The sequence below is a fragment of the Selenomonadales bacterium 4137-cl genome (assembly GCA_032334055.1).
Classification (GTDB): Bacteria; Bacillota; Negativicutes; order Sporomusales; family UBA7701; genus Anaeroselena; species Anaeroselena agilis.
On the sequence record JAUOZS010000001.1, the window covers coordinates 1923524 to 1948999 of the forward strand.

Here is a 25476-nt window from a genome sequence, read left to right on the forward strand (position 1 = left end):
AAACGGCAGGAGGTGGATATATGACGTTACAGTTGACGCAGAAGGAGAAGCAACTGCTGAAGGATCAGACGTCCCACGAGAAGGTGTGCATCCAGAAGTACCAGCAGTACGCCTCAAAGGCGGAGGACCCGCAGCTTAAGCAGTTGTTCCGGTCGTACGCCCAGCAGGAGCAGACGCATCTGGATACGCTGAACTCGCTGCTGAACGGACAGGCGCCGAGCATGAGCCAGCAGGGTCAGAGCCAGGGACAGGGTCAGCAGGGGATGCAGTCGCAGGCAGGCCAGAGCCAGCAGGCGAACGGGCAGAGCGGCGCGCAGGCCACGTCGCTGACGGGGGCGGCGCAGGCGAGCCAGGCGGATGCGATGCTGTGCAGCGATATGCTGATGACGGAGAAGTATGTTTCGGGGGCGTACGATACGGCGATTTTCGAGTTCACGGACGCGAACGTGCGCCAGACGCTGAACCATATCCAGAAGGAGGAGCAGCAGCACGGCGAGGGTATTTATAATTACCTGAGCAGCCACGGGATGTATAGTACGCAGTGACGACAAGAACCCGGCGGAGGAAGGCTCCGCCGGGTTCGCTGTTTTTTCAAAGGATTTTCCTATGGTTATTTTTTCAAATTGTATTATATAATTTTACTGACTTCGTGAGAAGTGTATAATATGCGCAGGATTCCGGTTGCAGGAGGTGGCGGGTGTTGTATCGGTTGGTTCGGAAGGTGCATTTGTGGGTCGGGTTGATTTTGGCCGTGGTTTTGCTTGTCGAGGCGGTGTCGGGGCTGATCCTGGCGGAGCCGGGATGGTTCGGCGCGGTAAAACAGAAGCCGCCGGGGATTCAGGCTTCGACACAGGGTACCCAGGGGCAGGCGGCGCCTGAGCGGGCGAAGAGCGCCCCCGGTGTTTACGGTTTGGCTAAGGGGCTTCACGAGGGCAGGGTGGGCGGTCTGGACCTGAGGTGGGTTATCGATGTTTCCGCGGTCGGCCTGGTGGTGCTTACGGTGACGGGGGTTTGTCTGGCGGTGCCCGCTCTTCGCGCGCGCGGCCGCAGGCGGTAACGGTGCGAAAAAGCCCAAGCGCGCCGCTTGGGCTTTTTATGGGCAGGCTATGCCCCGTAGCGTTTCCAGGGTATCTGGTTGAAGGGCAGGCGGGCCAGGAGGGTGACGATGTCTTTGTCGCCGTAGTAGGTGGGCGACCCGGTGAGATCCTGGGCGATGAGGACAACCGGCAGGCTGGGGAAGTATTTTTGGTACGAGTTTACGGCCTGCTCCGCCGCTAAGGTGTTGTCGCTGTCGATTACGCCTCCTTTTACCGCCACCACCGCATAGGTAACATCCCGTTCCTTGATAACCGCGCCGTCGAATTCCATAATCACACCCCACCTTATTACGCTGTTTTCGCGGGAGCGGGCAAGGCCGGCAGCGGCCCCTCTCCCCCGTCCGCTTCTTTTGCTGTCATTAATTCCAGGGCTTGCGGGCAAAACCCTGCATTTTTTTGCCGGGTTTTCTGTTTGCGCCATAGGTATTTTGGATGGCCGGCCGCGAGGCTAGTCACTTTTGCGGGGAAAACTGCGATTTTTGGGGGCCGGCTTGCGCCGGCCCCCTTCACGTTTATCTTTTGTGTTTGTTTTTTGCGTTCCGCATGACCTGTTTCATTTCTCCCAGGCCGCCGAACATTCTGCGGATTTTTTCCTGCTCCAGTTGGCGGGAGTTGAGGCCCTCGTAGCCGATTTCCTTTTGCAGTTTTTCGTAACTGGCAAGGCGTTCCGCGGGCAAGGCGCCGGTTTCGATGGCTTTGCGGACCGCGCAGCCGGGCTCTTGGGTGTGGGAGCAGTCGTTGTATTTGCAGTTCGCGGCCAACGCTTCGATGTCGGCGAAGGCTCCGGCCAGGTCGCCGTGATCGAGCTGCAGTTCGCGCATGCCGGGGGTGTCGATGACGATGCCGCCTCCGGGAAGCAGCAACAATTGGCGGTGGGTGGTGGTGTGCCGCCCTCGGCCGTCGTCCGCGCGGATTTCCCTGGTGGCGAGGAGTTCCTTGCCCAGGAGGCGGTTGATGAGCGTCGATTTGCCGACGCCGGACGAGCCGATGAAGGCGATCGTCTTTCCTGCGCCGATATAGGGGAGGATATCCCGGTGGCCGCCATCCTCTTTGCCGGAGGAGACGACGGTATCGGCGCCGACGGCGACGGCGGAGACTTCGGCGAGCCGCGCGGCCAGGTCTCCGCAGAGGTCGGCTTTGGTGAGGACGATGACCGGTGCGGCCATGCTGTCGAAGGCGACGGTGAGGTAGCGTTCCAGGCGGCGCAGGTTGAAGTCGGCGTTGAGGGCCATGCAGATGAAGACGGTGTCGATGTTGGCGGCGATTATCTGCGTGGCGACGGCCGTGCCGGCTGCCTTGCGGGCGAACAGGCTTTTGCGGGTGAGGATGTGGCGGATGACGGCGGTACCGGCGGAGTCGTCAGCCCTGTCGGTCATGACCCAGTCGCCGACCGCCGGGAAATCCGCGCCGCCGGCGGCGCTATAGGCCAGTTTGCCGGCGACGGCGGCGTTGTATTCGCCCCGCTCGCCGATTAGTTTGTAGAGGTCGCGGTGCTGCTCGGTTACCCTGGCGATGAACAGACCCTCGTAGAGGGTGGCTTCCTGGCTGAACCGCGGGGTCAGCCCGTATAGTTCCAGATTTATGTTTTCCATTTCTGCCTCCAAAATTCGCATTTACGCTTTTGGAGGGAAAATGGCCTTTAGTTCGCCCGTTTTCCCTCCGGGACGAACACAAGCTCCAAGTTCGGTTTTTTAGACATATTGCATGCCCCCTTTCACCAGGTATCATAGACCGGATACGGCCGGTTGTCAAGGTTTGCCGGGCGCAGGGCGGAATTTTTTGGGCCGGCTCCGCCGGCCCCCCTCTCCCCTGTCTTTAAACCCTTCGATAGAATCACCGGCTAATAAAACACCGGCTGAAAATGCTGCGCCTTTATCATCAGCTAATTAACATTACGCTTCCTAAGCGGCTTTTTCCTAACTCCCGTTGCCCAGTTTGACGGTTTGAGAGGAAGGTCAATTTTGTGGTTGGGAATAAAGGAAATATACCGGATAACGAAGAAAGAATTAAGGAATTTTTCGTAGTAATGAGGTATTACTTTTGAAAAGTAGCCATGCGATTCTGCGCTGGGGTTTTAGCTCCTGGCTGGCTGTCGGCATTGCCGGTATTTTAATAACCCCGGTTCTTTATTTGTTCAGCAACGGTTTTGGCGAGCAAGGCGAGGTAACGTTTTCTACCGTTTCCTGGTTGTTGGCAAATGGTAACCCGTTATATGTGGGCCCGGATTCAGCCGAGCGTTACAGCCTGCAGCACGGGCCAATAGTTTATTTTGTCGTCGGCTATATTATGAAAGCGTTCGGTCCAAGTTATCTGACAGCGAAGGTTGCCACTGTCGGCGCTCTGATGCTTTCGATTGCGTTTTCCTGGCTGCTGTTTAGAAAACGTCTTTCGAGAGTGGACAGCGTCTGCTTGCTGGGTCTGGAAGCATGGCTTTTTATGCACTGGCCTTACACATATCTGATCCGCCCGGATGCATTGATGCTTTTGTGCGTAACTGCGGGCCTTTATTTTGTCGAAGCTTTGCAGAAACGGTCTCAGTTGATCATTGTCATCGCCCTACTTTTGGGGTTGATGATAAATCTTAAGATACACGGCTTTATATATTTTTTGCCGATCTTATACCTCGTGTACAGGAGCTTTGGGGCAAGAACCGTTGCCGTTATCGGCGGTCTATCAATATTATTGGCCGTTGTGCCATTCTTATCGCCATATGTATCACTGACAAATTATTTATTTTGGCTGTCAGGCTCGATTAATCACGGTATAATGGTCGGTCGAATTGTCGCCAAGATATTGCTTGTTGCTGCAATCGTTATATTGCCTGTCGCGGTCGGGAAATTATGCGGCATTAACTTGCGATCATTTTACTTGAGCCACAGGCCCCTTCTTCTCGTTGTATTTGTCGCCACGGTTTTGCCGTCGATAATAGGCTCAAAGGTAGGAAGCGGCACTAACCACCTAATACCGCTTATTCCCACGTTTATGTACTTATATATGCTATTTATCGGTTATGTCAGGCAAAAACAGGCCTCTTGGCAGCCGTCAGCCGTTTCTCCGGGGGCGCGATACTTGAGCGTCGCGCTGATAACGCTGATTGTTGTCATTGTGACTATCGGCGGCATCAATCCCCAAAAAAGAATGGTTGAGAAAATAAAGGCTAGCGGCGGGGAGACAATTATCCAAGATCTACGGCGCCTGGAGGCTGATTATGCGGGATGTACGCTAGCTATCGGCTATGGAGAAAAGGATAGTATGCTTTACAGCAATATTACTCCTTTGCCGGTTTTTCACGGAAGCCCGTATCTCATCGATATGGTCGCCCTAGGGGATATGGCAGGCTCGGGCGTAACTATACCGGCCGCAACGGCCCAGAAACTGAACGACGGCGCGATAAGGGTCTGGCTTATTCCCAGGGGGGAAAAACCCTTCGCTTATTATTTGTTTAACGGCTCGTTTAGAGATAATTTTTTAAATCACTATCAAATGGCTGGTAAAACCAAATACTTCGATGTCTGGGTTTACCGCAGCATGGACAGAGCTAAATTAAACTCCAATCAGGCATTTTGAGGTTGGCCCAGGCCTGATGTATTCGGATAAAAGGAAGATATGGGTCCAACCAAAAGCCCGAGGGCCGGCCTAAAAGCCGGCCCTCTAATAATAGAACCAGCCCCGTAAATCTATAGTGTGCTAAATTTATGTTTTCCATTTCTGCCTCCAAAATTCGCATTTACGCTTTTGGAGGGAAACTGGCCTTTAGTTCGTCCGTTTTCCCTCCGGGACGAACACAAGCTCCAAGTTCGGTCTTTAGGCATAGTAAATGCCCCCTTTTCCCGGTATCGCAAACCGGATGCGGCCCGGTTGTCAAGGTTTGCCGGGCGCAGGGCGGAATGCGCGTTGTACCCGTTAAAGGATTTTTTCCCTTAGTTGTATAATCATGGAACTGAGGTGATTTATTATGTTTGAAGTAAAGACAAGCCTCTTCTTCCAACGCTGTTTGTTTTTTGCCTTTATCATTAGCTCAGTCGTATTGATAAATTTTCTTGCGAAATTAGGGGCAGGGTTGTTCGGACTTATGGGAGTGCTAAATCCGGACGATAGTACTGTATTGGTAGTAAGTGTGCTTAAAGCCCGGATAAGAGAGCATCTGACGATTTGTTTCGATGCTTTTCTGCTGGTCGTGTTTGTGGGAATGGTAAACCATTTGCTATATTCGTGCTGGCTGACACAAGCCGCGGCAAATGCCGCGAGAATTAAATCATCCCCCGCGACGAGCGGATATCCGCCTATAAACTGTTTTTCGGTTTGTTGGTGCCAATATTGAATTTATCATTCATAAAACACGCATTCACGGACATTCGCTCACGCTTCGACTGTGATAAGAAACATGTCAGCCCCTCACAGGTTAAGTGGTTGACGGACGCGGTCATCACCGGTTATCTGTGCGTAGGCGCGGGAATTGCCCTCTGGTTTTGGGGTTATTACGGTTCTTCAATTTACCTGCTGCTTTGCGCTGTTTTGCTGGGATTTATCTCCGTTTATCTCGCCGCGCAATTGGCCATCGCGGTGGATAATTTGATGAACGGTGGCGGGCAGGAAGGATGACGAAGACCCGGGAGGGTTCTGGTGCCGGGGGGGGCCAAACAGAAGGAAAGCGGAGGCGGGGGAAGGCTGTGGATTTCGACCGGACGATTGCCGCGCTTGAGAAGAACGGCTACCGGGTAACCTGCTTCGCAACGGCCGAGGACGCGGCCCGCTATCTGGAAGGCGGTATAACCGGCAAGTCGGTAGGGTTCGGCGATTCCGACACTTTGCGGCGCATGGGGCTGTTCGAACGGCTCGCCGCCCGCAACAGGGTCGTCGATCCCCAGCACTGCGCCGCCGGGAAGTCGTTTACGGATACGGCGAGGGAATGCCTGACGACGGAAGTTTTTCTGACATCCGTCAACGCTTTGGCGGCAACCGGGGAGCTGGTAAATATCGACGGGACGGGCAACCGTCTGGCCGGTTCGCTGTTTGGCCATCAGAAGGTGTATTTCGTTGTCGGCGCCAATAAGATCGCACCGACGCTGGAGGCGGCCGTGTGGCGCGCCCGCAACGTGGCCGCGCCCCGCAACGCGGCGCGGCTGGGGCTGAGGACGCCCTGCGCCCGGCGCGGGGACCGCTGCTACGATTGCGCCAGCCCGGACCGCATCTGCAACGGGATGTTGATTCATTTCAAGAAGATGAACGACATCGATATGGAAGTGGTGCTGATAGACGAAGAGCTTGGCTTTTGAACGGCTAAGGCAAAGGACAATCCCTGCAACGCGCTTGCGGGGATTCGTCTTTTTCGGGGGGATGTTGAGGGCCGGCTTGACGCTCGGAAAAAGGTCGGGAGGTTGTAGTGCGAAAAAGGAATCGCGGGTAAAATGCCTAATATTATCATTATTGGAAAAAGGAGGTTATGGGATGCGTATTCTGATTATCGCTGCCGTTGTCCTGGTATTGGTTTTTTCGGCGGGGATGACGGCCTCGGCCAATCCGGCGGAGGGTGCGGCCGAACAGGGCAAGGTTTCCGTAATCGTGTTTTTGGATAAGTTATACCGGGAAGATACCAAGTGTATGGATATTATCACGAAAGGCCTGGAGAAACGATTCGGCGCCGACAATGTCGCCATTTTCGGCGGCAGCAGCGCTAAATCGCCGGCGTTCATGGAGTTCGTGGAGAGTATCCAGTCTTACCCCGCCAACGAAAAGGCGGTATTGGTAGTTCCCGATAAGTTCTTTTATAAATACGGTGAAGACACGGGGGCAAGCCACGTTGTATTTGTCGTCATCAGTTCGGGCGAGTATGACCGCGGGGGCTGGGACGCCAGGCAGAAAACACGGGTTAAAACGGATATTACAGTGTTCTCAGTAAAGGCCAAGAAGGTTCTCATGAATAAAATTGTTGACACCGGCGAGAAGCTGCTCCCGTTCCGGGAGAGTATTCAACTTGCGGCGGACCAACTGCAGAGCGACTTCAAATGGACACCAGCCGATGCGGAAAAAATCAGACCCGCGCCGGTCAACAGCATTTCGGTGCTGACGTTTTTGCCGCGCGCTGTTATGGACAAATCCGAGCTTTTCTCCGCGGTGACGAAGGCAATCACCGAAAAAATGCGTGACGCCGATATTACCAACTATGGCGACTACCAGTCCAAATCACCGGAATATATGGAGTTTATCGTCAAAGTCGTGGACGATAGCGCGAGGCAGAAGGCTTTGGTCGTCAAAAAGGAACATTTGCTTCAGTTCGGCAAAGACTCCGGCTACCGCACCGTGGTATTGTTCAGAATGTATTATAGTGACAAAGGAAATAGTTTCGGCGGAGCGACCTACAGAGTTAAAAACGATATCACAGTGCTTTCGGTGGATAGCGGCAAATACCTGGGGAATTTCATATTCGACACCGAGAAGCAGGTAAGCCTCGCCGAGGCGATCGAATTGCTCACCGCCAAGTTCAAGGCCGGATTCAGAATGCCGGTCGCGGCTTATTCGACCGGGAGCGAATGAAGAGCTTCGAGGGGGCCGGCTTGACGCCGGCCCCCTCTCTTCTGTCCTATCGTGTGTTGGACTCTTGGTGCGTGCCGGCCAGGGCGGCCGGGCGCTGATTATTTAGTTTGGCCCGAACCACTTGCGGTCGAGGCTGTATTTGCCCGCACCCACCGCCATGAGGACGATCATGAACAGGGCGTCTTCGGTGGCGGGCGCGGCGGCGAAGAGACCTTTGGTGACGAGCATGAAGGCCGCGCCGAAGACGAGGGTGGCGAAGATCAGGAAGGCGCCCAGGCGGGTGAAGAGGCCGAGGCCGATGAGTATGCCGCCAAAAAATTCGCTCGCGGCGGCGATAAAGCCGAGCAGGACGGGCATGGCGGTGATGCCGAGGACTTTGAGCAGCGAGCCCACTTCCAGCCATTTCGCCGGACCGCCGAAGAGCTTCGGCCCGCCGTGAACGACGACGAACATAAAGCAAAGCCCCAACCGGGCGAACAAAAGCGCCTCGTCCTTGTAATTTTCCAGGAAGTTAAAGCGTCGAGCCAGCTTGGTCATATGGATTCCTCCTTTTTGCCGCTGTAATCGTCGGCTAACGTGTAAAACAAGTTTTTATTTATTTTTATTATAATATAATATTCATTATTAATAAAGATATTTTTCATATTATTGCCTTTTACGCTGACAAAAAAAGCCGCCCTCTGATGCTTGTTCGACCCCAAGGCGGCTCGTCATACTGAGCGAGAAATATTCAAAAGGCCGGCTTTACGCCGGCCCCCTCTCCCCTGCCCTGTTGTTATTACTGCTAAATTTTTTGCGGATACCCGGATTCATTAAACTGCAGTGTCGTACCTGCCAGATATGTTATTCCTTTTACCGTAATATCATTTGCGATCGTTCCTTTTATAACCCGCGCATCGGGGCCGAAAACGACTTCTGTTCCGGCCTTGAATGTCAAAAATCCGGCATTATTGGGTGAGAATATCTTCGAACCGGCAGGTCGTAACAGGGCATCTTTGTTTAGTACACCCTTTGACACATTTCCATTTTTGTCAAACAAAATAGTCGTACCGCCTTGAAACTTGACTTCGGGCTCTGACATGTAAATCAAATATAAATATGTATCGTCTGTTAGTGTTCCGGAAATTACAAGGCCATGTTCGTCGAACGTTATTCCGGAGTCGGCTTTGAAGTTTAAATAGTTCGAGGTAATATGACTTCCAAGAGGATAACCAAAAAAGCGGCCCCTACCCAAGGAGTGCAACACTTCATTATATTTTAATACGCCAGAGATCACTTCCCCTTGTTCATTGAATTCTACAGAACTGCCTTGTTTAAACTTTAATGTTCCAGAAGTCCACCCTTGGGGGTGCAGGTCTGCATCTTGATCTAAAATCTTCGTTGTGGAACAAAGCGCGACTACCGGAAAAAGCATGCAAGCTAAAAAGATAACGAGTATTTTCTTCATGCACATACCTCTTACAAAGAATTATTATATTACCGAGATATTCAAGGGTCGCGTACCGCCGGTCCCTCTCCCTAGCCCCAAAATTCACTAAGGGCTACAAATTAAGGCTTTTGTTCGCATCGGGATTATTTCAAATCAGTTTGGATAAATACGAGTAATGTAATGACGCCAGAAATCACGCCAGTCATGTTCTTCCCAAATTAAGGTAGTTGGGCTTATCTGTTTCAGTATTCTATTCCACTTCCCATATGCATATGCATGCGGTAAATCAGTTTTATGTATCCCAAATATATCAACATTCTTTGGTATTTCCTTATACGGGCCGTATTCAACCATGATGTAATCATAGTCTTTGTAATCTTTTAGATTATCGACCAAGCTGGCTTTCATGATAAACACCAGGCCAATGCAATCCCAAACACCCTCAATTGGGTCTAATGCCTGCCTTCAAAATATTTTTTTGTAATCTGCTCTTTCGTTAGTCCCGGAAAAGGATTTTCCGCTGCATAAGTAATCCCAGTAAAAGCAAAGAGCAATAACAGAATTAAACTTAAGCTGAATATTTTTTCATACTAACTCCTCCTTGTTTCTGGGACCGTCTCCTTTTATCGGGCCGTAGCCGTTGGGCCTCACACCGCCGCGCGCGTGGCCATGCGAGAAGCATTCGGACACGGACGTCCGTAGGCGACGGTGCGCGCGGGCTTGCTCTTTTTTCCTGCTGTTATTTCATTTCGCCGGGATAAATACGGGTATAAAAGCGGTCTTCGGTGCATCTGCCGGAACTAGTTAATTTTTCCACGCCATAATGCAAGGCGGTCGTACTCAGCAAGCGGAAGTCATGGTTCAACTTCCCCCGCTCGAAAGTGAAGGAATACAGGGTTTTGCGGATGCCGACAACCTCGGTCTCCTCCGAAAGGGCATATTCTATCTCAAGGTAATCTTGCTTGTCGTATTTTTTTGCGTGTCTATCAAGGCGGTTTTGAGGATTATCTGCAAGTCTTTTCGCTCGTCAAGCCAAATCCCTTCGATCGGGTCCAACTGCCTCCCCGCAAAATATTTCTGGATAATTTGCTCCTGCGTTAGCCCCTTGAAAGGGTTTTCCGCTGCGCAGGCGACCCCGGAAAAGATGAAAACAAGGAGTATCATTAAGCTAATCAGTAATTTTCTACCCATCATCATACCCCCATTTAATTTATAAATAATCCTTCTCTCTTTTCCTGTTTTTCCCTGCAAAGTATTCATACAGACGATCTTAACGGACATGCTTTAGGGGCCGGCGAATAGCCGGCCCCCTCATCCCCTGCCCTATTGTTACTTAGTAATCGTCGAGTAGAGTTAATTCTTGTGCTTTGTTGCGTCATTAAGTACATAGGTTTCCCCAGGTCTCTGCCCCGGAGGAAGCCGGTTACCTTCAGTTGAGGTAATCTCACGGCCGGTATTTCCTCCCCGTGGCCCAAGAACACCATATTGACCAGATTTTGGAGTTGGAGTTCCAGGGGGTAATCCTTTTTTAGACATAGTTCACTTCTCCTTTCATAATTAAACTACCCTACTTTTTTATTGCAGATGGGCCTGTATTCTAAAATTAGCTGCTTTTCTCTTTCATCTGCATATGGTGTTACCTCTGCGACCCAATGGGTGGGATTCTGATAGAGTATGCTAGGGTTGTCTCCGTTAAGATGGTCCAGCAGGCGTTGCCGAATATCACCTTTTCCGATATATATCCAAACTCTTTGTTTAAAAATTCCGTACACACCGTATTGATTCGGGTATAGATATTCGACCTGCACTTTATTATATATTTTTGGATTTTGCTGAATGAACGGCATTTCTATATCCTCTCACTTTCTTAGATTCCTGCGGAATTATAGCAGGAATTAGTTATTTTGTCGCGAACTGATGATAACAAGATATTCGATTAGTGTATCCCTTAAATGGTCTTTGGGGTAGACTAACCCTAGGACTTTTTGAAGTGAACAAACACTAGCTCGAATATTGAACGGGCGAGCGACAACTCCGTTCTCCAAATGCATTTATTTCATCAGGAAAAGCGCAGCTGCAACTGCGTTTTTTCCTGTTATAAAGGGATAATAGTTCGTCTCACATTCCTCCTTTCATCGCTATTAATTTCGCCGTATATTGTGTAAATCCTGCATATTACCAAACGTAAGTTCGGCTTTTTGGTAATTAAAGCCTGAAGCGCATATTCCGGCGCTTCAGGCTTTTTCAGTCTTGCGTCGGTAAGTATCCGATGAAAGTCCCTCGTGTACTATACCGTATCTACTTTGATTTGCCGGGGCCGTTCAGAAGTGCCCAGATGCAAGGCGCACCGGAGGATGACACCGGAAGCGTACTCGGGTGTACGCTGAGGATGGCAGCCGAGGAGCAACGCCGCAGATGGGTGCTTATCAACGGGCCCCCCATAAGAGCGGGACGATTAAGCGAAAAGCTTGTCCCCTGTGTCGAGCTCATCCCACTCCACAGCCTGTCCCGCTAACAAAGACCTAGGCACATCAATAAGCCTTTGATTGGCGGACCCGCGGAACGCCAAACTTATATCCCGCTGGGCGGCGACGTATTTGCCGTCGACTAGTATGTCGCTGGCGGCGAGGAGGTCGCGGATGTTTTTGTCGCGGGCGGCGAGGGCGTAGAGTTCTTCAAACCGGTAGCCGCTGTAGGTGACGAGGCCGAGGCCGAGGGCTTTGACCTGACGGGCGAGCTGGGCGAGGGGCGCGGCCTGGAGGTAGGGTTCGCCGCCGGAGAAGGTGACGCCGCGGATGAGTTTGGCTTTTTTTATTCTGTCGAAGATTTCGGCGAGGTCGACGAGGTCGCCGCCTTCCCTGTCGTGGGTCTGGGGGTTGTGGCAGCCGGGGCAGTTATGTTCGCAGCCCTGGGCGAAGAGGACGAAGCGGATGCCGGGGCCGTCGACGACGCTTTCGGGGGTGTAGCCTGCGAGACGGATTTTCATGGGCGGTTACCTTCTTGTCGTTAGACTTTATGGATGATGCGGTGTTTGAGTTCGGAGACTTTGGCGTCGTTGAAGCGGTCGACGGTGCTGAGGTAGCCGGTGATGCGGCGGACGCGGCGGATGGAGGTGGTGCCGCAGGAGGGGCAGGCGTCGGTGTCGATGACGCCGAGGCGGCCGCAGGAGTCGCAGAAGTCGATGGGGAAGTTGATGGCGGCCAGTCCCATGTCGCAGTTTTTCATGTGGCGGATGATGTCTTCGACGGCGCTGAGGTTGTTGACGGGGGGGGCGTCGAATTCGACGTAGCTGATGTGGCCGGCGTTGGTGTATTTGTGGTAGACGCCTTCAAGGCGTATTTTTTCGAAGGCGCTGATGGGGAAGCTGACGGGAACGTGGAAGGAGTTGGTGTAGTAGTCTTTGTCGGTGACGCCGGGGATGACGCCGAATTCTTTGCGGTCCATGCCGATGAAGCGGCCGGAGAGGCCTTCGGCGGGGGTGGCGAGGAGGGTGTAGTTAAGGTCGTAGCGTTCGCAGGCTTTGTCGATCTGGTTGCGCATGAAGGCGACGATTTCTTCGCCGAGGGCCTGGGATTCCTCGCTTTGGCCGTGGTGGCTGCCGGTGAGGGCGATGAGGGTTTCGGCGAGGCCGATGAAGCCGACGGAGAGGGTGCCGTGCCTGATGACGTCTTCTATGTAGTCGCAGGGGCGGAGGTTTTCGGAGTCGAGGTAGAGGCCCTGACCCATGAGGAAGGGCATGTCTTTGACTTTGAGGCCGGCCTGGACGCGGTAGCGGTGGTGGAGCTGGTCGGCGGTGAGTTCGATGAGGTCGGCGAGGCTCTGGTAGAATTTCATGAGGTTGCGCTCGGCTTTGATGGCGAGACGCGGGAGGTTGATGGAGGTGAAGCTGAGGTTGCCGCGGCCGTCGGTGACGGCGGGGCCGCGCCGGTTGGCCATGACGCGGGTGCGGCAGCCCATGTAGGCGACTTGGTCGCCGAAGGGGGTGTTGAAGGAGGAGTCCATGAAGCTGAAGGTGGGGTTGAGGCGTTTGGCGGCGACGCGGATGGCGAGTTTGAAGAGGTCGTGGTTGGGGTCGCCGGGGTTTAGGTTGACGCCTTCTTTGACGCGGAAGATGATGTTGGGGAAGATGGGGTTTTCGCCGCGGCCGAGGCCTTTTTCGAAGGCGAGGAGGATGTTTTTGATGACCATGCGGCCGGCGGGGCTGGTGTCGGTGCCGATGTTGAGGCTGGAGAAGGGCACCTGGGCGCCGGCGCGGCTGTGCATGGAGTTGAGGTTGTAGATGAGGGCTTCCATGGCCTGGAAGACTTCGTCTTCGTCGGCGGCGTTCGCGACGAAGGGGGCCATGTCGCGGTCGAAGAAGCCGAAGGATTGGCCGCCGTGCATGTCGTTCTGGGAGCTTTGGAGGATGATGGCGGCAAGGGCGGTGGCGGAGGCGGGCCGTTTGGGCGGGCGGATGAAGCCGTGGCCGTTGTTGAAGCCGCTGTTGAGGAGCCTGCCGAGGGGGATCTGGATGCAGGTGAGGGTTTTGCCGTAGAAGTCGAGGTCGTGGATATGGAGGTCGCCGCGCTTGTGGGCAATGGACATGGTTTCGGGGATGAGGCGGTTGAGGTAGTAGGCTTTGCTGGCGGCGCTGGCGATCTGGAGCATTTTGGCGGAGGGGGAGTTGGAGACGTTGGCGTTTTCGCGGTTGGTTTCGACGAGGATTTCGGCGACGGCGTCCATGAGGTCGGATTTGGCGTCGCGGATGCGGGTGCGTTGGTTGCGGTAGATTATGTAGGCTTTGGCGGTGCGGGCGTGGCCTTTTTCGATGAGGACTTTTTCGACGGCGTCCTGGACGTCTTCGACGCCGAAGAGGCCGCCGTTGTATTTTTGTTTGAGGTAGCGGAGGACGTCGAGGGTGAGTTCGATGGCCATTGCTTTGTCGGCGCCGCCGACGGCTTTGGCGGCTTTGAAGATGGCTTCGGTGATTTTGGCTTCGTCGAAGTGGACTTCACGTCCGTCGCGTTTGAGTATTTTTGCGAACATTTTATCTTTCACCTCATTTAATTTGGCTTTTCACCGACTGCGTTTTCATTAGCGTTTCGAGTTCCTGCATGAAGTTGTTGATGTCGGCGAATTGCCGGTAGACGGAGGCGAATCTGACGTATGCCACTTGGTCGATGTCTTTGATGTGGCGCATGACGGTTTCGCCGATGTGGCGGGAGGATACTTCACGCTCCATGAGGTTGCGCAGTTCTTTTTCGACTTTGTCGACGACGGTTTCGACGACGCTGAGGGGGATGGGCCGCTTTTCGCAGGCCCTGAGGATGCCGTTGAGGAGTTTGGTGCGGTCGAAGAGTTCGCGCCGGCCGTCTTTTTTGATGACCATGAGGGGCGATTCTTCGACTACTTCGTAGGTGGTGAAGCGGCGCATGCACTGCAGGCATTCGCGCCGGCGCCTGATGGAGCTGCCTTCTTCGGCGGCCCGCGAGTCGATTACTTTGCTTTCGCCATAACTGCAGAACGGGCAACGCATGGGGCTTGTCCCTCCTACTTCCGTTTGGTCGTGCGGTGTGGTAAAATGGTGTCCTAAGAGCGATGGCTTGTCCGGAGTCTAAAAGAGGACTACTATATTTAGTAGGTCCTAATAATAACTACGCCACATATTGTGTAAATCCTGCTTGCTGAAGAAATTTCTACATAAAAATTGAATATTTTACAAATTAAAAATTCGACAAAAATCCGCTGACTTTCTGGCTTGGTCGGCGGTGTTATTTTTTTCCGGGGCGACGGCTGGCGACGGTTCGACACCGGTCGCCAGGTTCGCGGCCGGGGGGTTGTTACATAAGAAGGGATTTTGCGGGGGGCCGAAAAGAATGGCCGGGACGGGTTTCGCATATGATGGGAGGTTGGGTGGGAAAGGCTTGGGTTGCCGGACGGGTGGCGGGGTTTTATAATTGAAGGTAGATGTGTAAAAGTATTGGAGGGGATTGTTTTGAAGGCACTTTGCGACATCGGGTTGATCGGTCTTGCCGTGATGGGCGAAAATCTTGTTCTGAATATGGCCGGCAAGGGTTTTCAGGTTGCTGTCTTCAATAGGACGACAGCGCGGGTGGATGAATTCGTGAATGGCGCTGCGGCAGGATTTCCCGTGAAGGGAACCTATTCCCTGGCTGAATTCGCAGCGTCACTGTCGAGGCCGCGGCGGGTGATGCTGATGGTCAAGGCGGGCAAACCGGTTGATGATATGATCGAGCAAGTGCTCCCGTTCCTGGAAACGGGCGATATCATCATCGATGGTGGAAATTCCTTCTTCCAGGATACGCGGCGGCGCTATATCTTTCTGAAAGACAAGGGGCTCCGGTTTGTCGGCATGGGGGTGTCAGGCGGGGAAGAAGGCGCTCTGCGCGGACCCAGTCTGATGCCGGGCGGTGACCGGGCCGCCTATGATGAAATCGCGCCGATGTTCACGAAGGTGGCGGCGCAGGTCGCTGACGGCCCGTGCTGCTCGCTCGTGGGACCCGACGGGGCGGGGCATTACGTGAAGATGGTACATAACGGCATCGAATATTCCGATATGCAGCTCATCGCCGAGGCTTATAATATCCTGCGGCAGGCAGGCGGTCTTTCGGCAAGCGAACTGCATGAAGTATTCGCCGGCTGGAACTCCGGACCCCTCGATTCCTATCTGATTGAAATCACGCGGGACATTTTCGCAGTCACGGACCCGGAGACCGGACGACCGCTGGTGGAGATGATTCTGGACAAGGCCGGACAAAAGGGGACAGGCAAGTGGACCTCGCAGAACGCCCTGGATCTTGGGGTTCCGACGCCAGCCATCACGGAGGCCGTTTTTGCCAGGTGCATGTCGGCTGTCAAGGAGGAGCGCGTAAAAGCGTCGGCTATGCTGGCCGGGCCGCAGGGCAAATGGGAAGGCGACAGGGAAGAGTTGATCCGGTCGGTGCATGATGCCCTGTATGCTTCGAAGATCTGTTCATATGCGCAGGGTTTTGCGCTGCTCAGGGCCGCCGGGGAAGAATACGGATGGCCGCTGCGGTTCGGTGAAATCGCCCTGCTGTGGCGCGGCGGCTGTATCATCCGCGCCCGTTTCCTGGATAAGATCCGCGATGCGTTTGCGAAAGAGCCCAATCTTCCGAACCTCATGCTGGATCCTTTCTTCACGGAGGTCCTTGCCAGGGCACAGACCCCGTGGCGGTCGGTGCTGAAGACCTGCCGCGACCTGGGGATTCCCACGCCGGCCTTTAATGCATCGCTCGACTATTATGACTCTTATCGGCAGGCGGTGCTGCCTGCCAACCTCATCCAGGCCCAGCGCGATTATTTCGGGGCGCATACTTATGAACGCGTGGACCGTCCCGGTGTGTTCCACACCGAATGGATAGCCAAATAGCCTGCCTGGCGCCAGGTTGCCACAGTTGCCCCCATGTTTGCCGAGTTTGAAGAAAAAAAGCATATCGCTTGAGGAGGAAAAATGATGAGTACTGGATTGAATATCCGCCCGCAGGGAGCTCTGGATTTTTTGTCGCTGGGCGCTCTGGTTCACCGCCTTGATACTGGGATCGTGCCGTTCCGCAAGGCGACAGGATGCCAGATTCATGTCAGCGGTGGAGAGTTCAACTGCTCTGCCAACCTTGCCAATTGTTTCGGGATGAAGACCGGTGTGGCGACAGCGATGGTGAACTATCCCATCGGGGAAATGATCGCCGAGCGGGTCAGGGCGATGGGCGTCAAGCCGTATTATAAGCATTTCAAGCACAATGGCGTCAACGGTCCCAACATGGCGACGGTATACAGCGACCGCGGCCAGGGCGTGCGGCCGCCGGTGGTTTTTTACAATCGCGCGAATGAAGCCGGTGCTTTGCTGAAGCCGGGGGATTTCGACTGGAAGGGCATCTTTGCCGAAGGGGTACGGTGGTTTCACAGCGGCGGAATCTACGCGGCGCTGTCTGAAACCACCGCTGAACTGATCATCGAGGGTATGCAGGCGGCAAAGGCCGCAGGGGCGATTGTGTCGTTCGACCTGAATTACCGGGCCAAGCTCTGGAACATTGTCGGCGGGGAAGAACGGGCGGTGGCCGTGTTGGACCGGATCCTGAAAAATGTGGACGTGCTTGTGGGCAACGAGGAAGACCTTCAGAAAGGGCTTGGCATTCCCGGCCCCGAAGTGGCTGCAAAATCAAAGCTCGACCCCAGTGCCTTCTTCGGCATGATTGACGATGTCATCCAAAAGCATCCGCAGATAAAAGTGGTTGCCACCACCCTGCGCGAAGTCCATTCCACCAACAGGCACAGTTGGAGTGCCGTGGCTTGGGTCAATGGCAAGACGTATATCGCACCCACGGCTGAACTGGATGTTTATGACCGGGTCGGCGGCGGGGACGGCTTTGCTTCCGGTTTCTTCTATGGGCTGTTGACCGGTGAAGCACCGGAAGAAGCCCTAAAGCTCGGCTGGGCGCACGGCGCTCTCCTGACCACTTTCCCGGGGGATACAACGATGGCGAGCCTGGAGGAGGTCCGGGCCTTTGCCCAGGGCGGCTCCGCGCGCATCCAGCGGTGAGAATTCCCAGCGCTTTGGCTTTCTCGACAAGTTCGAGCAAGGCCCTGCTGTCCCGATGGACAGCAGTGGCGGAGAACGCGGGCACACTGCGCCGTTGTGGAGGCAGATACGCGCCGTTGGCGCAGGGCCGGTAACACGAACGTACGCCTGGCCATGGACGGCCGGGCGAGGAGCCGTCGGACATGGACGCCGTTGGCGAAGGTACGGCTGTGTCGGCGCGAGCCTTACGGCGCGTTCGGCCGTAGCTCCGACGCACAGCCTGCGCTCGCCGCCGTAAGATAATTAACAGTAAAAATCCCTCCGTTTATCGGAGGGATTTTCGTTATTTTTCGATGTGTTTTAGGTCCGCGAATTACGGGCTTTCCACCAGGATGCAGTCGACGCCGATTTTGCTGATTTTGTCCCAGGGGATGACGACGTCTTCGTTGCGGCCGAACAGGCCGAGGAAGCGGCCGGGTCCGGGCACGACGATGGCGGTGAGCCGGCCGCTTTCGATGTCTATCTCGATGTCGGTGATGGCCCCCAGACGCTTGCCGTCGACGACGTTTACCACTTCCTTGATTTTGAGGTCGCTGGTTTTTATCATGGTGCCCCCTCCGCCCTTCCCTGCTATGGTTCGTTACCAGTATATGATGGACAAGGGAAAAATGTGACTGCGGCGGCACCGGTCGGCAAGAAAAAAACGGGGCGTCAGGCGAAGATGTCGTCGCCGCTTTTGAAGCCGAGTCCGGGGTGGTTGTCGAAGCGGACGACACCGACGGCGGCTTTGCCGGCGACGGCTTGTTTTACGAGGGCGGCGCCTTCGAGGCCGAAGCCGGCGCAAAGTTCGATGGCGGCGAAGCCTTCGGCGGCCATTTGCCGCGCGACTTCGACGGCGGCGGCGTAGTTTTTGACGCCGACGGCGGTGAGTTTGACGACGGGGGTGTCGATGACGGCGCGGTGGACGGCGGCGTCGGCGTCGGGGGCGACGAAGATGAAGGCTGCTTTGAGGGTCATGGTGGTCCTCCTTTGCGATGCTTTACTATCAGATTTCTTTTGTTGGCGAAAGTTGCATCGCCGCTCACGAACAGTGTTAGGTTTGCGCCGGGGCTTCGGGCGGCAGGCGGAAGGCGCCGTTCGCGGCGGCGGCGGCGAGGGCGGCTTTGGCGTCGACGACGAGGGGGCCGGCGGCGGTTAGCTGGATGGCGGCGGTTTCGTCGGCTCTGATTTCGACTTCCCGTTCACCGTCGAGGGCGATGACGCAGGGGGTGTGGGCGACCGGCACCTGCTCGCCAAGGGCGATGGCGCGGAAGGTTTTGACGCGGACGGGGACGACGACGCCGGGGGCGATGGGGGCGAGGACGCCGGCGTCGCCGCCGCCGCCGATTTCCACGGTGAGGCCCCGTTCTTCGTGGGGGCCGACGGGGACGAGCTGGCCGCCGATGGCTGATATGCCGATGGCGTGGGGCGCGCATTGGGTGAGGACGATTTGCCTGATGGGCTCGACTTCCCAGATGGCGCGCGAGCCGATGAAGCTGCCGTCGAGGACGACGGCGTCGACGAGGGCGATGTCGGCGGGCGCGCCGTCTTTAGAGATGAGGAGTTTTTTGGCGCGGCGCAGGGCGGCCTCGCCGCCGGCAAGGCCGCAGGCGACGGCGCCGGCGGCGAGGCCGGCGATGGTGCCTTCCATCATGGCGGGAAAGACGTTGTTGGTGCCGGTGGATACGGGCAGGAGCGGGACGTCGCCACAGCCTTTGGCGACGAGGCGGTTGGTGCCGTCGCCGCCGAGGGTGACGATGCAGGCGGCGCCGTTTTCGCGCATGGCGGCGGCGGCGGCGGCCGAGTCCTGCTGGGTGCAGGTGAGGGGTACGTCGGCGGGGACAATGTCGAGCGGCGGGCGGTCTTTGCTGCTGAGCCCTTCGACGGCGCGGGGGACGATGCCGTAGTAGTCGGGCATGTAGATGACTCTGCGGACGCCGGCGGCGGCGAGGCCGAGCAGTATCCTTCTGACGATGTTGACTTTTTCCTGGTTGTCGAAGACGGTGCCGTAGGCTACCAGGCGGCGGATGTCTTTGCCGGACGCCGGGTTGGCGATGATTCCTACCGTGGTCACGTTATTCCTCCTCAGGGGCGCCGGGATTCCCGGCCGTCGTTGGCCGCCGCGCGGGCGGCTTTAGAATAGTTCTTTGACGGCCTGGATGATTTTCCCTTCATCAGGGAGGAAGGCTTTTTCGAGTACGGGGCTGAAGGGGACGGGGGTGTCGGGGGCGGTGACGCGTTTTACAGGGGCGTCGAGGAGGTCGAAGCCTTCCTCGGCGGCGACGGCGGCGATTTCGCCGCCGAAACCGCCGGTTTTGACGGCTTCGTGGACGATGACGAGTTTGTGGGTTTTGGCGATCGAGGCGAGGATGGCGGCTTTGTCGAGGGGGACGAGGGTGCGCGGGTCGAGGACTTCGGCGCTGATGCCGTCTTTGGCGAGGGCTTCGGCGGCGGCGAGGGCGCGGTGGACCATCCACGACCAGGCGACGATGGTGACGTCGGTGCCGGCGCGCTTGATGTCGGCTTTGCCGAGGGGGACGACGTATTCGCCTTCGGGTACGTCGCCGCTGAGGCCGAGGAGCTGTTTGTGCTCGATGTAGATGACAGGGTTGTCGTCGCGGACGGCGGCGGCCATGAGGCCTTTGGCGTCGGCGGGGGTGGCGGGCATGACGGTTTTGAGGCCGGGGATGTGGGCGAACCAGGCTTCCATGCACTGGGAGTGCTGGGCGGCGGCGGCGACGCCGCCGCCGCAGATGGTTTTGAGGACGAGGGGTATTTTGGCCTTGCCGCCGAACATGTAGCGCATTTTGACGGCCTGGTTGAAGAGTTCGTCCATGCAGACGCCGGTGAAGTCGATGAACATTATTTCGGCGACCGGCCGGAGGCCGGCGGCGGCCGCGCCGACGGCGGAGCCGATGATGGCCGTTTCGGTGATGGGGGTGTCGAGGACGCGGCCGGGGAATTCGCCGACAAGGCCGGCGGTGACGCCGAAGCAGCCGCCGAATTTGCCGACGTCCTCACCGCACAGGTAGACGTTGCCGTCGCGGTTCATTTCCACTCTGATGCCGTCCCTGATGGCTTCGGCGTAGGTCATCTTTTTCATTTTCGTCACCCTTTCTGTTTGCTATTGTCAGGCGTAGACGTCGGTGAGCACGTCGGCGGGCAGGGGGTCGGGACTATTTTCGGCGAAGGCTACGGCAGCGGCGACGCGGGCTTTGACTGCGTCGGCGATGGCGGCGAGGTCGGCGTCGGCGGCGTGGCCGAGCTCGACGATCTTCTGCGCCAGCCGGGGGATGGGGTCTTTGCCGATCCAGGTCTTCTGTTCTTCGGGGTTTTTGTAGGTGGCGGGGTCGCCTTCGAAATGGCCGCGCCACCGCCAGGTCTTGCATTCGATGAGGCTGGGGCCGTCGCCGCTCCTGGCGCGTTTGGCGGCTTCGGCGGCGGCCTCGTAGACGGCGACGACGTCGTTGCCGTCTACGGTGACGCCGGGGACGCCGTAGGCGGCGGCGCGGTCGGAGATGTCGCAGATGTTCATGTGGTCGCGCTGGCAGTTGGAGATGCCGTACATGTTGTTTTCGCAGACGAAGACGACGGGCAGTTTCCAGATGGAGGCGAGGTTCATGGCTTCGTGGAAGGTGCCGCGGTTGGAGGCGCCGTCGCCGAAGAAGCAGGCGGCGATGGCTCCGCTCTGCTTGTATTTGCAGGCGAAGGCGGCGCCTACGGCGATGGGCTGGCCGGCGCCGACGATGCCGTTGGCCCCGAGGATGCCGAGGTCGACATCGGCGATGTGCATGGAGCCTCCTTTGCCTTTGCAGTAGCCGGTGGCTTTGCCGTAGAGTTCGGCCATCATGAGGTCGACGTTGCCGCCTTTGGCGATGAGGTGCCCGTGGCCGCGGTGGGTGCTGGTGATGTAGTCTTTGGCGGTGAGGTTGGCGCAGACGCCGGTGGCGACCGCTTCTTCGCCGATGTAGAGGTGGACGAAGCCGGGCAGTTTGCCGGCGGCGAAGAGTTCGGCGGCTTTAGTTTCGAAGGTCCTGATGGTCACCATGGTCTGGTAGAACGCGAGCAGGTTTTCTTTGGTCAGTTGCATTTTTTTCCCTCCTTCGTTGTTGACAAGCGGGCGTTCCGCTCAGGAGTCGACGTCGATGGAGACGGTGAGGGCGGCGACGGCGATGACGATGGTGTCGCCCGTCCCGAGGGCGGGCAGGTCGAGGCCGCGCACCGCCAGGCCGCCCTGGGTCGCTTCGAGGGTTTTGGTGCCGAAGGGCACGGCGCGGAGGATTTCGTCGCCGGCCAGCCGGCCGGGGTCGGGGCAGCCGATTTTGACTGCGACGTGCATTTTGTCCGGGTCGTCGATTGCGAAAATATCGACGAGGCCGCACAGGCAGCTACGCGAGACGGCGTCCCGGACGGCCCGGCAGGCGGCCTTGGTGACGTCGCCGCCGTGGAGGTCCGCGCCGGTGCCGAATTCGACGATGTACCGCTTGAGTCCCACTTGTTCACCCCTCTCGCCTTTTTTTGCCGATAGGTTGGCGTAAATTTCCACTGCAAGGGGTGTGCCAGGCCGGCGCGGGCAAATGAAAAAACCACCCGTGAGGGTGGTTAGTTCGTCTCATTTGCGCCGCGGCCGTTCAGAAAGGCCCAGATGCAAGGCGCACCGGAGGATGACACCGGAAGCGTACACGAACGTACGCTGAGGATGGCAGCCGAGGAGCAACGCCGCAGATGGGCCTTTATCAACGGCCGCCTTTGACTGTAGCGGGTCTGTAGCGTTTGTGTTATATTCGCTGAACAATTCCCCGCTACAGTGTTTAGTTGTCAAGCCCTAGGTGGCGCAGACGGCGGTAGATTGTGCTGCGGGCAACGCCGAGGCGTTTGGCGAGCAGGCTGATATTGCCGCCGCTTTCGCCGAGGAGGGCGGCCAGTTCCTGGCGTTCGCGCCGCGCCGTCTGCCGGCGGGCCTGCTCGCGCAGGGATTGCGGGCGGAGGGTCTCGGCGGGGCCGGCGCTCTGGCGGGCAGGCGGTGCGCCGTCGCCGCAGATTTCCGGAGGTAGGTGCCAGAGGCGTACGGTATCGCTTTCGGCGAGGTTGACGGCCCGTTCGACGGCGTTGTGGAGTTCGCGGACATTGCCCGGCCAGCGGTAGCGCAGCAGAGCTTCGAGAACGCCTGGCTCGGCGGCGAGGTAACGGCCCCGCTCCCGGCCGAGCCTGGCAAGGAAGTCGTCGAAGAGGAGGAGGATGTCGTCGCCGCGGTCCCTGAGGGGCGGGATGGTGATGGCGATGACGTTGAGCCGGTAGTAGAGGTCCTGGCGGAAGGTGCCTTTGACGACTTCGTGGGCGAGGTCTTTGTTGGTGGCGCAGATGACGCGCACGTCGGCGGGGATGACGCGGCTGCCGCCGACGCGAACGAGTTTTTTCTCCTGCAGGACGCGGAGGAGGACGGCTTGCTGTTCGAGGGGCATGTCGCCTATTTCGTCGAGGAAGACGGTGCCGCCGCCGGCAAGCTCGAATTTGCCGGGACGCCCGCCGCGCGCGGCGCCGGTGAAGGCGCCTTCCTCGTAGCCGAACAGTTCGCTGCCGATGAGTTCGCGGGGGATGGCGCCGCAGTTGACGACGATGAAGGGGCCGTCGCTGCGGGGGCTGTGGTGGTGAATGGCCTGGGCGAAGAGTTCTTTGCCGGTGCCGCTTTCGCCCTGGAGGAGGACGTTGGCGGCGCCGGCGGCGGCGAGGCGGGCGACGCGCACGGCTTCGAGGAGCTGCGGGCTGGCGCCGATGATGTCGCTGAAGCGGAAGGTGGTATAGTAGCCGCTGAAGCGGTTGACAAGGGTGCGGACCTGCTTGATGGGGCGCACGACGATGACGCCGCCGCTTATCTGGCCCTGGCCGTCGGTGACGGGTTCGCCGGATACGAGGCAGTGGCTGGCGCCGTTTTTGCCGGGCAGCATGAGCTCGATGTCGGCGTAGGGCTGTTTGTCGGCGAGCATGCGGCGGGTGAAGGGGGCAAAGCCGCCGAGGAGTTTTTCGATGGGCCGCCCGACGACTTCGTCGCTGGGCCGGTCGGTTATCCGGCCGACGACGGCGTTGACTTCGTTGACGACGCCGTGGCGGTCGATGAGGATGACGCCTTCGGACATGGTGTTGAAGATGCTGGTGAGGCGCCGGTTGGCCATGGCGAGTTCGCGGTTTTTCTCGCGGATGGCGAGCTGCATGGAGATGGCTTCGGCGGCGGCGACGACCATGGCGAGGGTGTGGGAGTTGCAGGCTTGGGCGGGGCCTGAGACGTCGAGGACGGCGAGGATTTTGCCGCCCTGCCCGATGATGGGCGCGGCCGAGCAGGTCCAGCAATGGTGGCGAAGGCAGAAGTGCTCGTGCCCGGAGACCTGGATGGGGGCGCCGGTGGCGAGGGCGGTGCCGATGGCGTTGGTGCCGACGCTGACGTCCTGCCAGTCGGCCCCGGGGAGGAAGTTGATGGTGCGGGCGTTTTGGAGGGATTCGGTGTCGCCGAAGCTTTCGAGGATGTAGCCGGCGGCGTCGGTGAGGACGATGATGAAGCCGGAGGTGCGGAAGAACTGGTAGAGGTTTTGCATGAAGGGTTTGGCGAGGCTGACGATGACGCGGTTTTCGTCGACGCGGCGCCTGAGGTCGGCATGCTCGAGGACGACGCGCCCTTTGCCGTCGGCGGGGTCGACGCCGGTGCGGGCGCATTTGCGCCACGAGTCGGCGATCGGCGGGGAGACGGCGCCGGCGGCGATTTCTCCCGAGTTTACGAAGGTTTTCCAGGCCGAGGCCCTGTCAGGCGCGGACGTTCTCCTGATGACTTCCATGGCTGGTATCCCTCCTCGCGGAGATTATTTAAGCCTGTCGGCGTATCTGACAGGCTGTCTTGGCCGGGTCGGGGGCGTGTCCGGCTTGTCTTTTAATGTATATGCGGGCCGGGGGGATTTGTTGCCTGCGGCCGGTCAGCCGAGGGCGAGGGCGACGAGGCCGGCGACCATGACGCCGGCGACGGCGAGACGCTGTCGCGTGTGACCTTCGCGGAGGATGCGGGCGCCGGCGAGGGTGCCGATGAGGATGCTGATTTCGCGGGCGGGGGCGATGTAGCTGACGGGGCTGAAGACCATGGCGGTAAGGACGAGGATGTAGGCCAGGGGCGAGAGGACGGCGATGGCGGCGATGGCGAGTTTGTTGCGCCGCCACTGGTCGCGGATGCCTTGGCGGTCGCGGAGGGCGGCGGGGGTGAGGATGAGGACGCGGCCGAGGTTGGCGGCCCAGTCGTAGAGGAGCGGCGGGATGAGGAAAGCGCTGACGGCGATTTTGTCCCAGACGGTGTAGGCGGCGATGACGGCGCCGCACAGGAGGGCGAAGACGACGGGCCGCCGGTTGGCGGGGTCGCCGAGTTTGGCGGGGTTGCCGGTGAGGACGAGGATGCCGGCGCCGATGGCGAGGCCGCCGGCGACGGCGAGCCAGGACGGCCGTTCGCCGAGGAGGAGGACGGCGGCGAGCATGGCGAGCAGCGGTCCGGTGCCGCGGGCGAGGGGGTAGATGACGGATAGGTCGCCGAGCTGGTAGCCTTTGTCGAGGAGGATGAAGTAAAGGACGTGGAGGACGGCGGTGCCGGCGATGAGGCCGAGCTGCGGCAGGCCGATTTCGGGCCGGTGGGTGTGGTAGATCCAGGCGGCGACGGGGCTGTAGAGGACGGCGGATAATACGGCGAACAGCCAGATGAAGGGGATGCCCCCCGCTATTTTTTTGGCGAGGCAGTTCCAGGCGGCGTGGGCGATGGCGGCCGCCAGGACGAGGGCGAGAGCGAGTGCCGACATGGGGTCCTCCGCAGTGCGTTC

The 25476-nt window shown here is 57.7% G+C and carries 26 protein-coding genes; 8 read left to right on the forward strand and 18 right to left on the reverse strand.

Annotation, left to right across the window (positions count from 1 at the left end; all coding sequences use genetic code 11):
• The first annotated feature begins 20 nt into the window (after window positions 1-20).
• Together Q4T40_10195 and Q4T40_10200 are read left to right on the forward strand one after the other, a co-directional pair.
• The gene (locus Q4T40_10195; GenBank protein MDT8901612.1) at window positions 21-545 is read left to right on the forward strand and encodes a spore coat protein; all 525 of its coding nucleotides are present in this window, start codon (window positions 21-23) and stop codon (window positions 543-545) included.
• Window positions 546-697: 152 nt separating this feature from the next.
• Window positions 698-1057 (forward strand): PepSY-associated TM helix domain-containing protein, encoded by a 360-nt coding sequence (locus Q4T40_10200; GenBank protein ID MDT8901613.1) that lies wholly within the window; start codon window positions 698-700, stop codon window positions 1055-1057.
• A 47-nt stretch (window positions 1058-1104) separates the two neighbouring features.
• On the opposite strand, the gene Q4T40_10205 is transcribed toward Q4T40_10200, so the two are convergent.
• Together Q4T40_10205 and rsgA are read right to left on the reverse strand one after the other, a co-directional pair.
• Entirely contained in the window at window positions 1105-1368 is a 264-nt protein-coding gene (locus Q4T40_10205) for a hypothetical protein (protein MDT8901614.1), read from the reverse strand.
• A gap of 241 nt (window positions 1369-1609) precedes the next feature.
• A complete protein-coding gene (rsgA, locus tag Q4T40_10210; GenBank protein MDT8901615.1) occupies window positions 1610-2689 on the reverse strand; it encodes a ribosome small subunit-dependent GTPase A in 1080 nt (359 codons plus the stop codon).
• 448 nt (window positions 2690-3137) lie between these two features.
• On the opposite strand from rsgA, the gene Q4T40_10215 reads away from it, so the two are divergent.
• The 4 genes from Q4T40_10215 to Q4T40_10230 all read left to right on the forward strand — a co-directional run bounded on the left by Q4T40_10215 (window position 3138) and on the right by Q4T40_10230 (window position 7631).
• Entirely contained in the window at window positions 3138-4664 is a 1527-nt protein-coding gene (locus tag Q4T40_10215) for a glycosyltransferase family 39 protein (protein ID MDT8901616.1), read from the forward strand.
• 843 nt (window positions 4665-5507) lie between these two features.
• Window positions 5508-5699 (forward strand): hypothetical protein, encoded by a 192-nt coding sequence (locus Q4T40_10220; GenBank protein MDT8901617.1) that lies wholly within the window; start codon window positions 5508-5510, stop codon window positions 5697-5699.
• 68 nt (window positions 5700-5767) lie between these two features.
• On the forward strand, window positions 5768-6373 hold the full coding sequence (locus tag Q4T40_10225; protein ID MDT8901618.1) for a lactate utilization protein: 606 nt from the start codon (window positions 5768-5770) through the stop codon (window positions 6371-6373).
• 172 nt (window positions 6374-6545) lie between these two features.
• Window positions 6546-7631 carry a hypothetical protein gene (locus Q4T40_10230; GenBank protein MDT8901619.1) on the forward strand — a complete coding sequence of 362 codons (1086 nt, stop codon included), beginning with the start codon at window positions 6546-6548 and terminating at the stop codon, window positions 7629-7631.
• Between the two features lie 102 nt (window positions 7632-7733).
• On the opposite strand, the gene Q4T40_10235 is transcribed toward Q4T40_10230, so the two are convergent.
• The 8 genes from Q4T40_10235 to nrdR all read right to left on the reverse strand — a co-directional run bounded on the left by Q4T40_10235 (window position 7734) and on the right by nrdR (window position 14575).
• The gene (locus Q4T40_10235; protein ID MDT8901620.1) at window positions 7734-8168 is read right to left on the reverse strand and encodes a DoxX family protein; all 435 of its coding nucleotides are present in this window, start codon (window positions 8166-8168) and stop codon (window positions 7734-7736) included.
• A 247-nt stretch (window positions 8169-8415) separates the two neighbouring features.
• Complete coding sequence (locus Q4T40_10240; protein ID MDT8901621.1) at window positions 8416-9078, reverse strand: hypothetical protein; 663 nt, start codon at window positions 9076-9078, stop codon at window positions 8416-8418.
• Between the two features lie 135 nt (window positions 9079-9213).
• Window positions 9214-9468: a hypothetical protein gene (locus Q4T40_10245; GenBank protein MDT8901622.1), complete on the reverse strand. Its 255-nt coding sequence runs from the start codon at window positions 9466-9468 to the stop codon at window positions 9214-9216.
• A gap of 534 nt (window positions 9469-10002) precedes the next feature.
• Window positions 10003-10320 carry a hypothetical protein gene (locus Q4T40_10250; GenBank protein ID MDT8901623.1) on the reverse strand — a complete coding sequence of 106 codons (318 nt, stop codon included), beginning with the start codon at window positions 10318-10320 and terminating at the stop codon, window positions 10003-10005.
• Between the two features lie 302 nt (window positions 10321-10622).
• Window positions 10623-10907 carry a hypothetical protein gene (locus tag Q4T40_10255; GenBank protein ID MDT8901624.1) on the reverse strand — a complete coding sequence of 95 codons (285 nt, stop codon included), beginning with the start codon at window positions 10905-10907 and terminating at the stop codon, window positions 10623-10625.
• 608 nt (window positions 10908-11515) lie between these two features.
• Window positions 11516-12046: an anaerobic ribonucleoside-triphosphate reductase activating protein gene (gene nrdG / locus Q4T40_10260; protein ID MDT8901625.1), complete on the reverse strand. Its 531-nt coding sequence runs from the start codon at window positions 12044-12046 to the stop codon at window positions 11516-11518.
• Between the two features lie 20 nt (window positions 12047-12066).
• Window positions 12067-14085, reverse strand: a complete 2019-nt coding sequence (gene nrdD, locus Q4T40_10265) for an anaerobic ribonucleoside-triphosphate reductase (protein ID MDT8901626.1) — start codon at window positions 14083-14085, stop codon at window positions 12067-12069.
• 13 nt (window positions 14086-14098) lie between these two features.
• Window positions 14099-14575 carry a transcriptional regulator NrdR gene (gene nrdR / locus Q4T40_10270; protein MDT8901627.1) on the reverse strand — a complete coding sequence of 159 codons (477 nt, stop codon included), beginning with the start codon at window positions 14573-14575 and terminating at the stop codon, window positions 14099-14101.
• Between the two features lie 459 nt (window positions 14576-15034).
• On the opposite strand from nrdR, the gene gnd reads away from it, so the two are divergent.
• Together gnd and Q4T40_10280 are read left to right on the forward strand one after the other, a co-directional pair.
• Complete coding sequence (gene gnd / locus Q4T40_10275) at window positions 15035-16450, forward strand: decarboxylating NADP(+)-dependent phosphogluconate dehydrogenase (protein MDT8901628.1); 1416 nt, start codon at window positions 15035-15037, stop codon at window positions 16448-16450.
• A gap of 81 nt (window positions 16451-16531) precedes the next feature.
• Window positions 16532-17617 carry a sugar kinase gene (locus Q4T40_10280; protein ID MDT8901629.1) on the forward strand — a complete coding sequence of 362 codons (1086 nt, stop codon included), beginning with the start codon at window positions 16532-16534 and terminating at the stop codon, window positions 17615-17617.
• A 352-nt stretch (window positions 17618-17969) separates the two neighbouring features.
• Here the strand turns inward: Q4T40_10280 and Q4T40_10285 are convergent, their stop codons facing one another.
• The 8 genes from Q4T40_10285 to Q4T40_10320 all read right to left on the reverse strand — a co-directional run bounded on the left by Q4T40_10285 (window position 17970) and on the right by Q4T40_10320 (window position 25455).
• The gene (locus Q4T40_10285; protein MDT8901630.1) at window positions 17970-18203 is read right to left on the reverse strand and encodes a YlmC/YmxH family sporulation protein; all 234 of its coding nucleotides are present in this window, start codon (window positions 18201-18203) and stop codon (window positions 17970-17972) included.
• Window positions 18204-18307: 104 nt separating this feature from the next.
• Entirely contained in the window at window positions 18308-18613 is a 306-nt protein-coding gene (locus Q4T40_10290) for a DUF6506 family protein (protein MDT8901631.1), read from the reverse strand.
• A 76-nt stretch (window positions 18614-18689) separates the two neighbouring features.
• Window positions 18690-19709, reverse strand: a complete 1020-nt coding sequence (locus tag Q4T40_10295) for an NAD(+)/NADH kinase (GenBank protein ID MDT8901632.1) — start codon at window positions 19707-19709, stop codon at window positions 18690-18692.
• Window positions 19710-19769: 60 nt separating this feature from the next.
• Window positions 19770-20738: an alpha-ketoacid dehydrogenase subunit beta gene (locus Q4T40_10300; GenBank protein ID MDT8901633.1), complete on the reverse strand. Its 969-nt coding sequence runs from the start codon at window positions 20736-20738 to the stop codon at window positions 19770-19772.
• 27 nt (window positions 20739-20765) lie between these two features.
• Window positions 20766-21725: a thiamine pyrophosphate-dependent dehydrogenase E1 component subunit alpha gene (locus Q4T40_10305; protein MDT8901634.1), complete on the reverse strand. Its 960-nt coding sequence runs from the start codon at window positions 21723-21725 to the stop codon at window positions 20766-20768.
• 39 nt (window positions 21726-21764) lie between these two features.
• Window positions 21765-22130, reverse strand: a complete 366-nt coding sequence (locus tag Q4T40_10310; GenBank protein ID MDT8901635.1) for a Lin0512 family protein — start codon at window positions 22128-22130, stop codon at window positions 21765-21767.
• Between the two features lie 316 nt (window positions 22131-22446).
• Window positions 22447-24459 carry a sigma-54-dependent Fis family transcriptional regulator gene (locus tag Q4T40_10315; GenBank protein MDT8901636.1) on the reverse strand — a complete coding sequence of 671 codons (2013 nt, stop codon included), beginning with the start codon at window positions 24457-24459 and terminating at the stop codon, window positions 22447-22449.
• A 135-nt stretch (window positions 24460-24594) separates the two neighbouring features.
• The gene (locus Q4T40_10320) at window positions 24595-25455 is read right to left on the reverse strand and encodes a DMT family transporter (GenBank protein ID MDT8901637.1); all 861 of its coding nucleotides are present in this window, start codon (window positions 25453-25455) and stop codon (window positions 24595-24597) included.
• Window positions 25456-25476: the final 21 nt, after the last annotated feature.

What these genes read in the sequence shown, in the direction of transcription:
- Q4T40_10195 (MDT8901612.1), top strand. Translation starts at nt 21, where the DNA reads ATGACGTTACAGTTGACGCAGAAGGAGAAGCAACTGCTGAAGGATCAG.
- Q4T40_10205 (MDT8901614.1), bottom strand. Translation starts at nt 1,368, where the DNA reads ATGGAATTCGACGGCGCGGTTATCAAGGAACGGGATGTTACCTATGCG.
- rsgA (MDT8901615.1), bottom strand. Translation starts at nt 2,689, where the DNA reads ATGGAAAACATAAATCTGGAACTATACGGGCTGACCCCGCGGTTCAGC.
- Q4T40_10230 (MDT8901619.1), top strand. Translation starts at nt 6,546, where the DNA reads ATGCGTATTCTGATTATCGCTGCCGTTGTCCTGGTATTGGTTTTTTCG.
- Q4T40_10235 (MDT8901620.1), bottom strand. Translation starts at nt 8,168, where the DNA reads ATGACCAAGCTGGCTCGACGCTTTAACTTCCTGGAAAATTACAAGGAC.
- Q4T40_10240 (MDT8901621.1), bottom strand. Translation starts at nt 9,078, where the DNA reads ATGAAGAAAATACTCGTTATCTTTTTAGCTTGCATGCTTTTTCCGGTA.
- Q4T40_10245 (MDT8901622.1), bottom strand. Translation starts at nt 9,468, where the DNA reads ATGAAAGCCAGCTTGGTCGATAATCTAAAAGATTACAAAGACTATGAT.
- Q4T40_10250 (MDT8901623.1), bottom strand. Translation starts at nt 10,320, where the DNA reads ATGAATACTTTGCAGGGAAAAACAGGAAAAGAGAGAAGGATTATTTAT.
- Q4T40_10255 (MDT8901624.1), bottom strand. Translation starts at nt 10,907, where the DNA reads ATGCCGTTCATTCAGCAAAATCCAAAAATATATAATAAAGTGCAGGTC.
- nrdG (MDT8901625.1), bottom strand. Translation starts at nt 12,046, where the DNA reads ATGAAAATCCGTCTCGCAGGCTACACCCCCGAAAGCGTCGTCGACGGC.
- nrdD (MDT8901626.1), bottom strand. Translation starts at nt 14,085, where the DNA reads ATGTTCGCAAAAATACTCAAACGCGACGGACGTGAAGTCCACTTCGAC.
- nrdR (MDT8901627.1), bottom strand. Translation starts at nt 14,575, where the DNA reads ATGCGTTGCCCGTTCTGCAGTTATGGCGAAAGCAAAGTAATCGACTCG.
- Q4T40_10280 (MDT8901629.1), top strand. Translation starts at nt 16,532, where the DNA reads ATGATGAGTACTGGATTGAATATCCGCCCGCAGGGAGCTCTGGATTTT.
- Q4T40_10285 (MDT8901630.1), bottom strand. Translation starts at nt 18,203, where the DNA reads ATGATAAAAACCAGCGACCTCAAAATCAAGGAAGTGGTAAACGTCGTC.
- Q4T40_10290 (MDT8901631.1), bottom strand. Translation starts at nt 18,613, where the DNA reads ATGACCCTCAAAGCAGCCTTCATCTTCGTCGCCCCCGACGCCGACGCC.
- Q4T40_10300 (MDT8901633.1), bottom strand. Translation starts at nt 20,738, where the DNA reads ATGAAAAAGATGACCTACGCCGAAGCCATCAGGGACGGCATCAGAGTG.
- Q4T40_10305 (MDT8901634.1), bottom strand. Translation starts at nt 21,725, where the DNA reads ATGCAACTGACCAAAGAAAACCTGCTCGCGTTCTACCAGACCATGGTG.
- Q4T40_10315 (MDT8901636.1), bottom strand. Translation starts at nt 24,459, where the DNA reads ATGGAAGTCATCAGGAGAACGTCCGCGCCTGACAGGGCCTCGGCCTGG.
- Q4T40_10320 (MDT8901637.1), bottom strand. Translation starts at nt 25,455, where the DNA reads ATGTCGGCACTCGCTCTCGCCCTCGTCCTGGCGGCCGCCATCGCCCAC.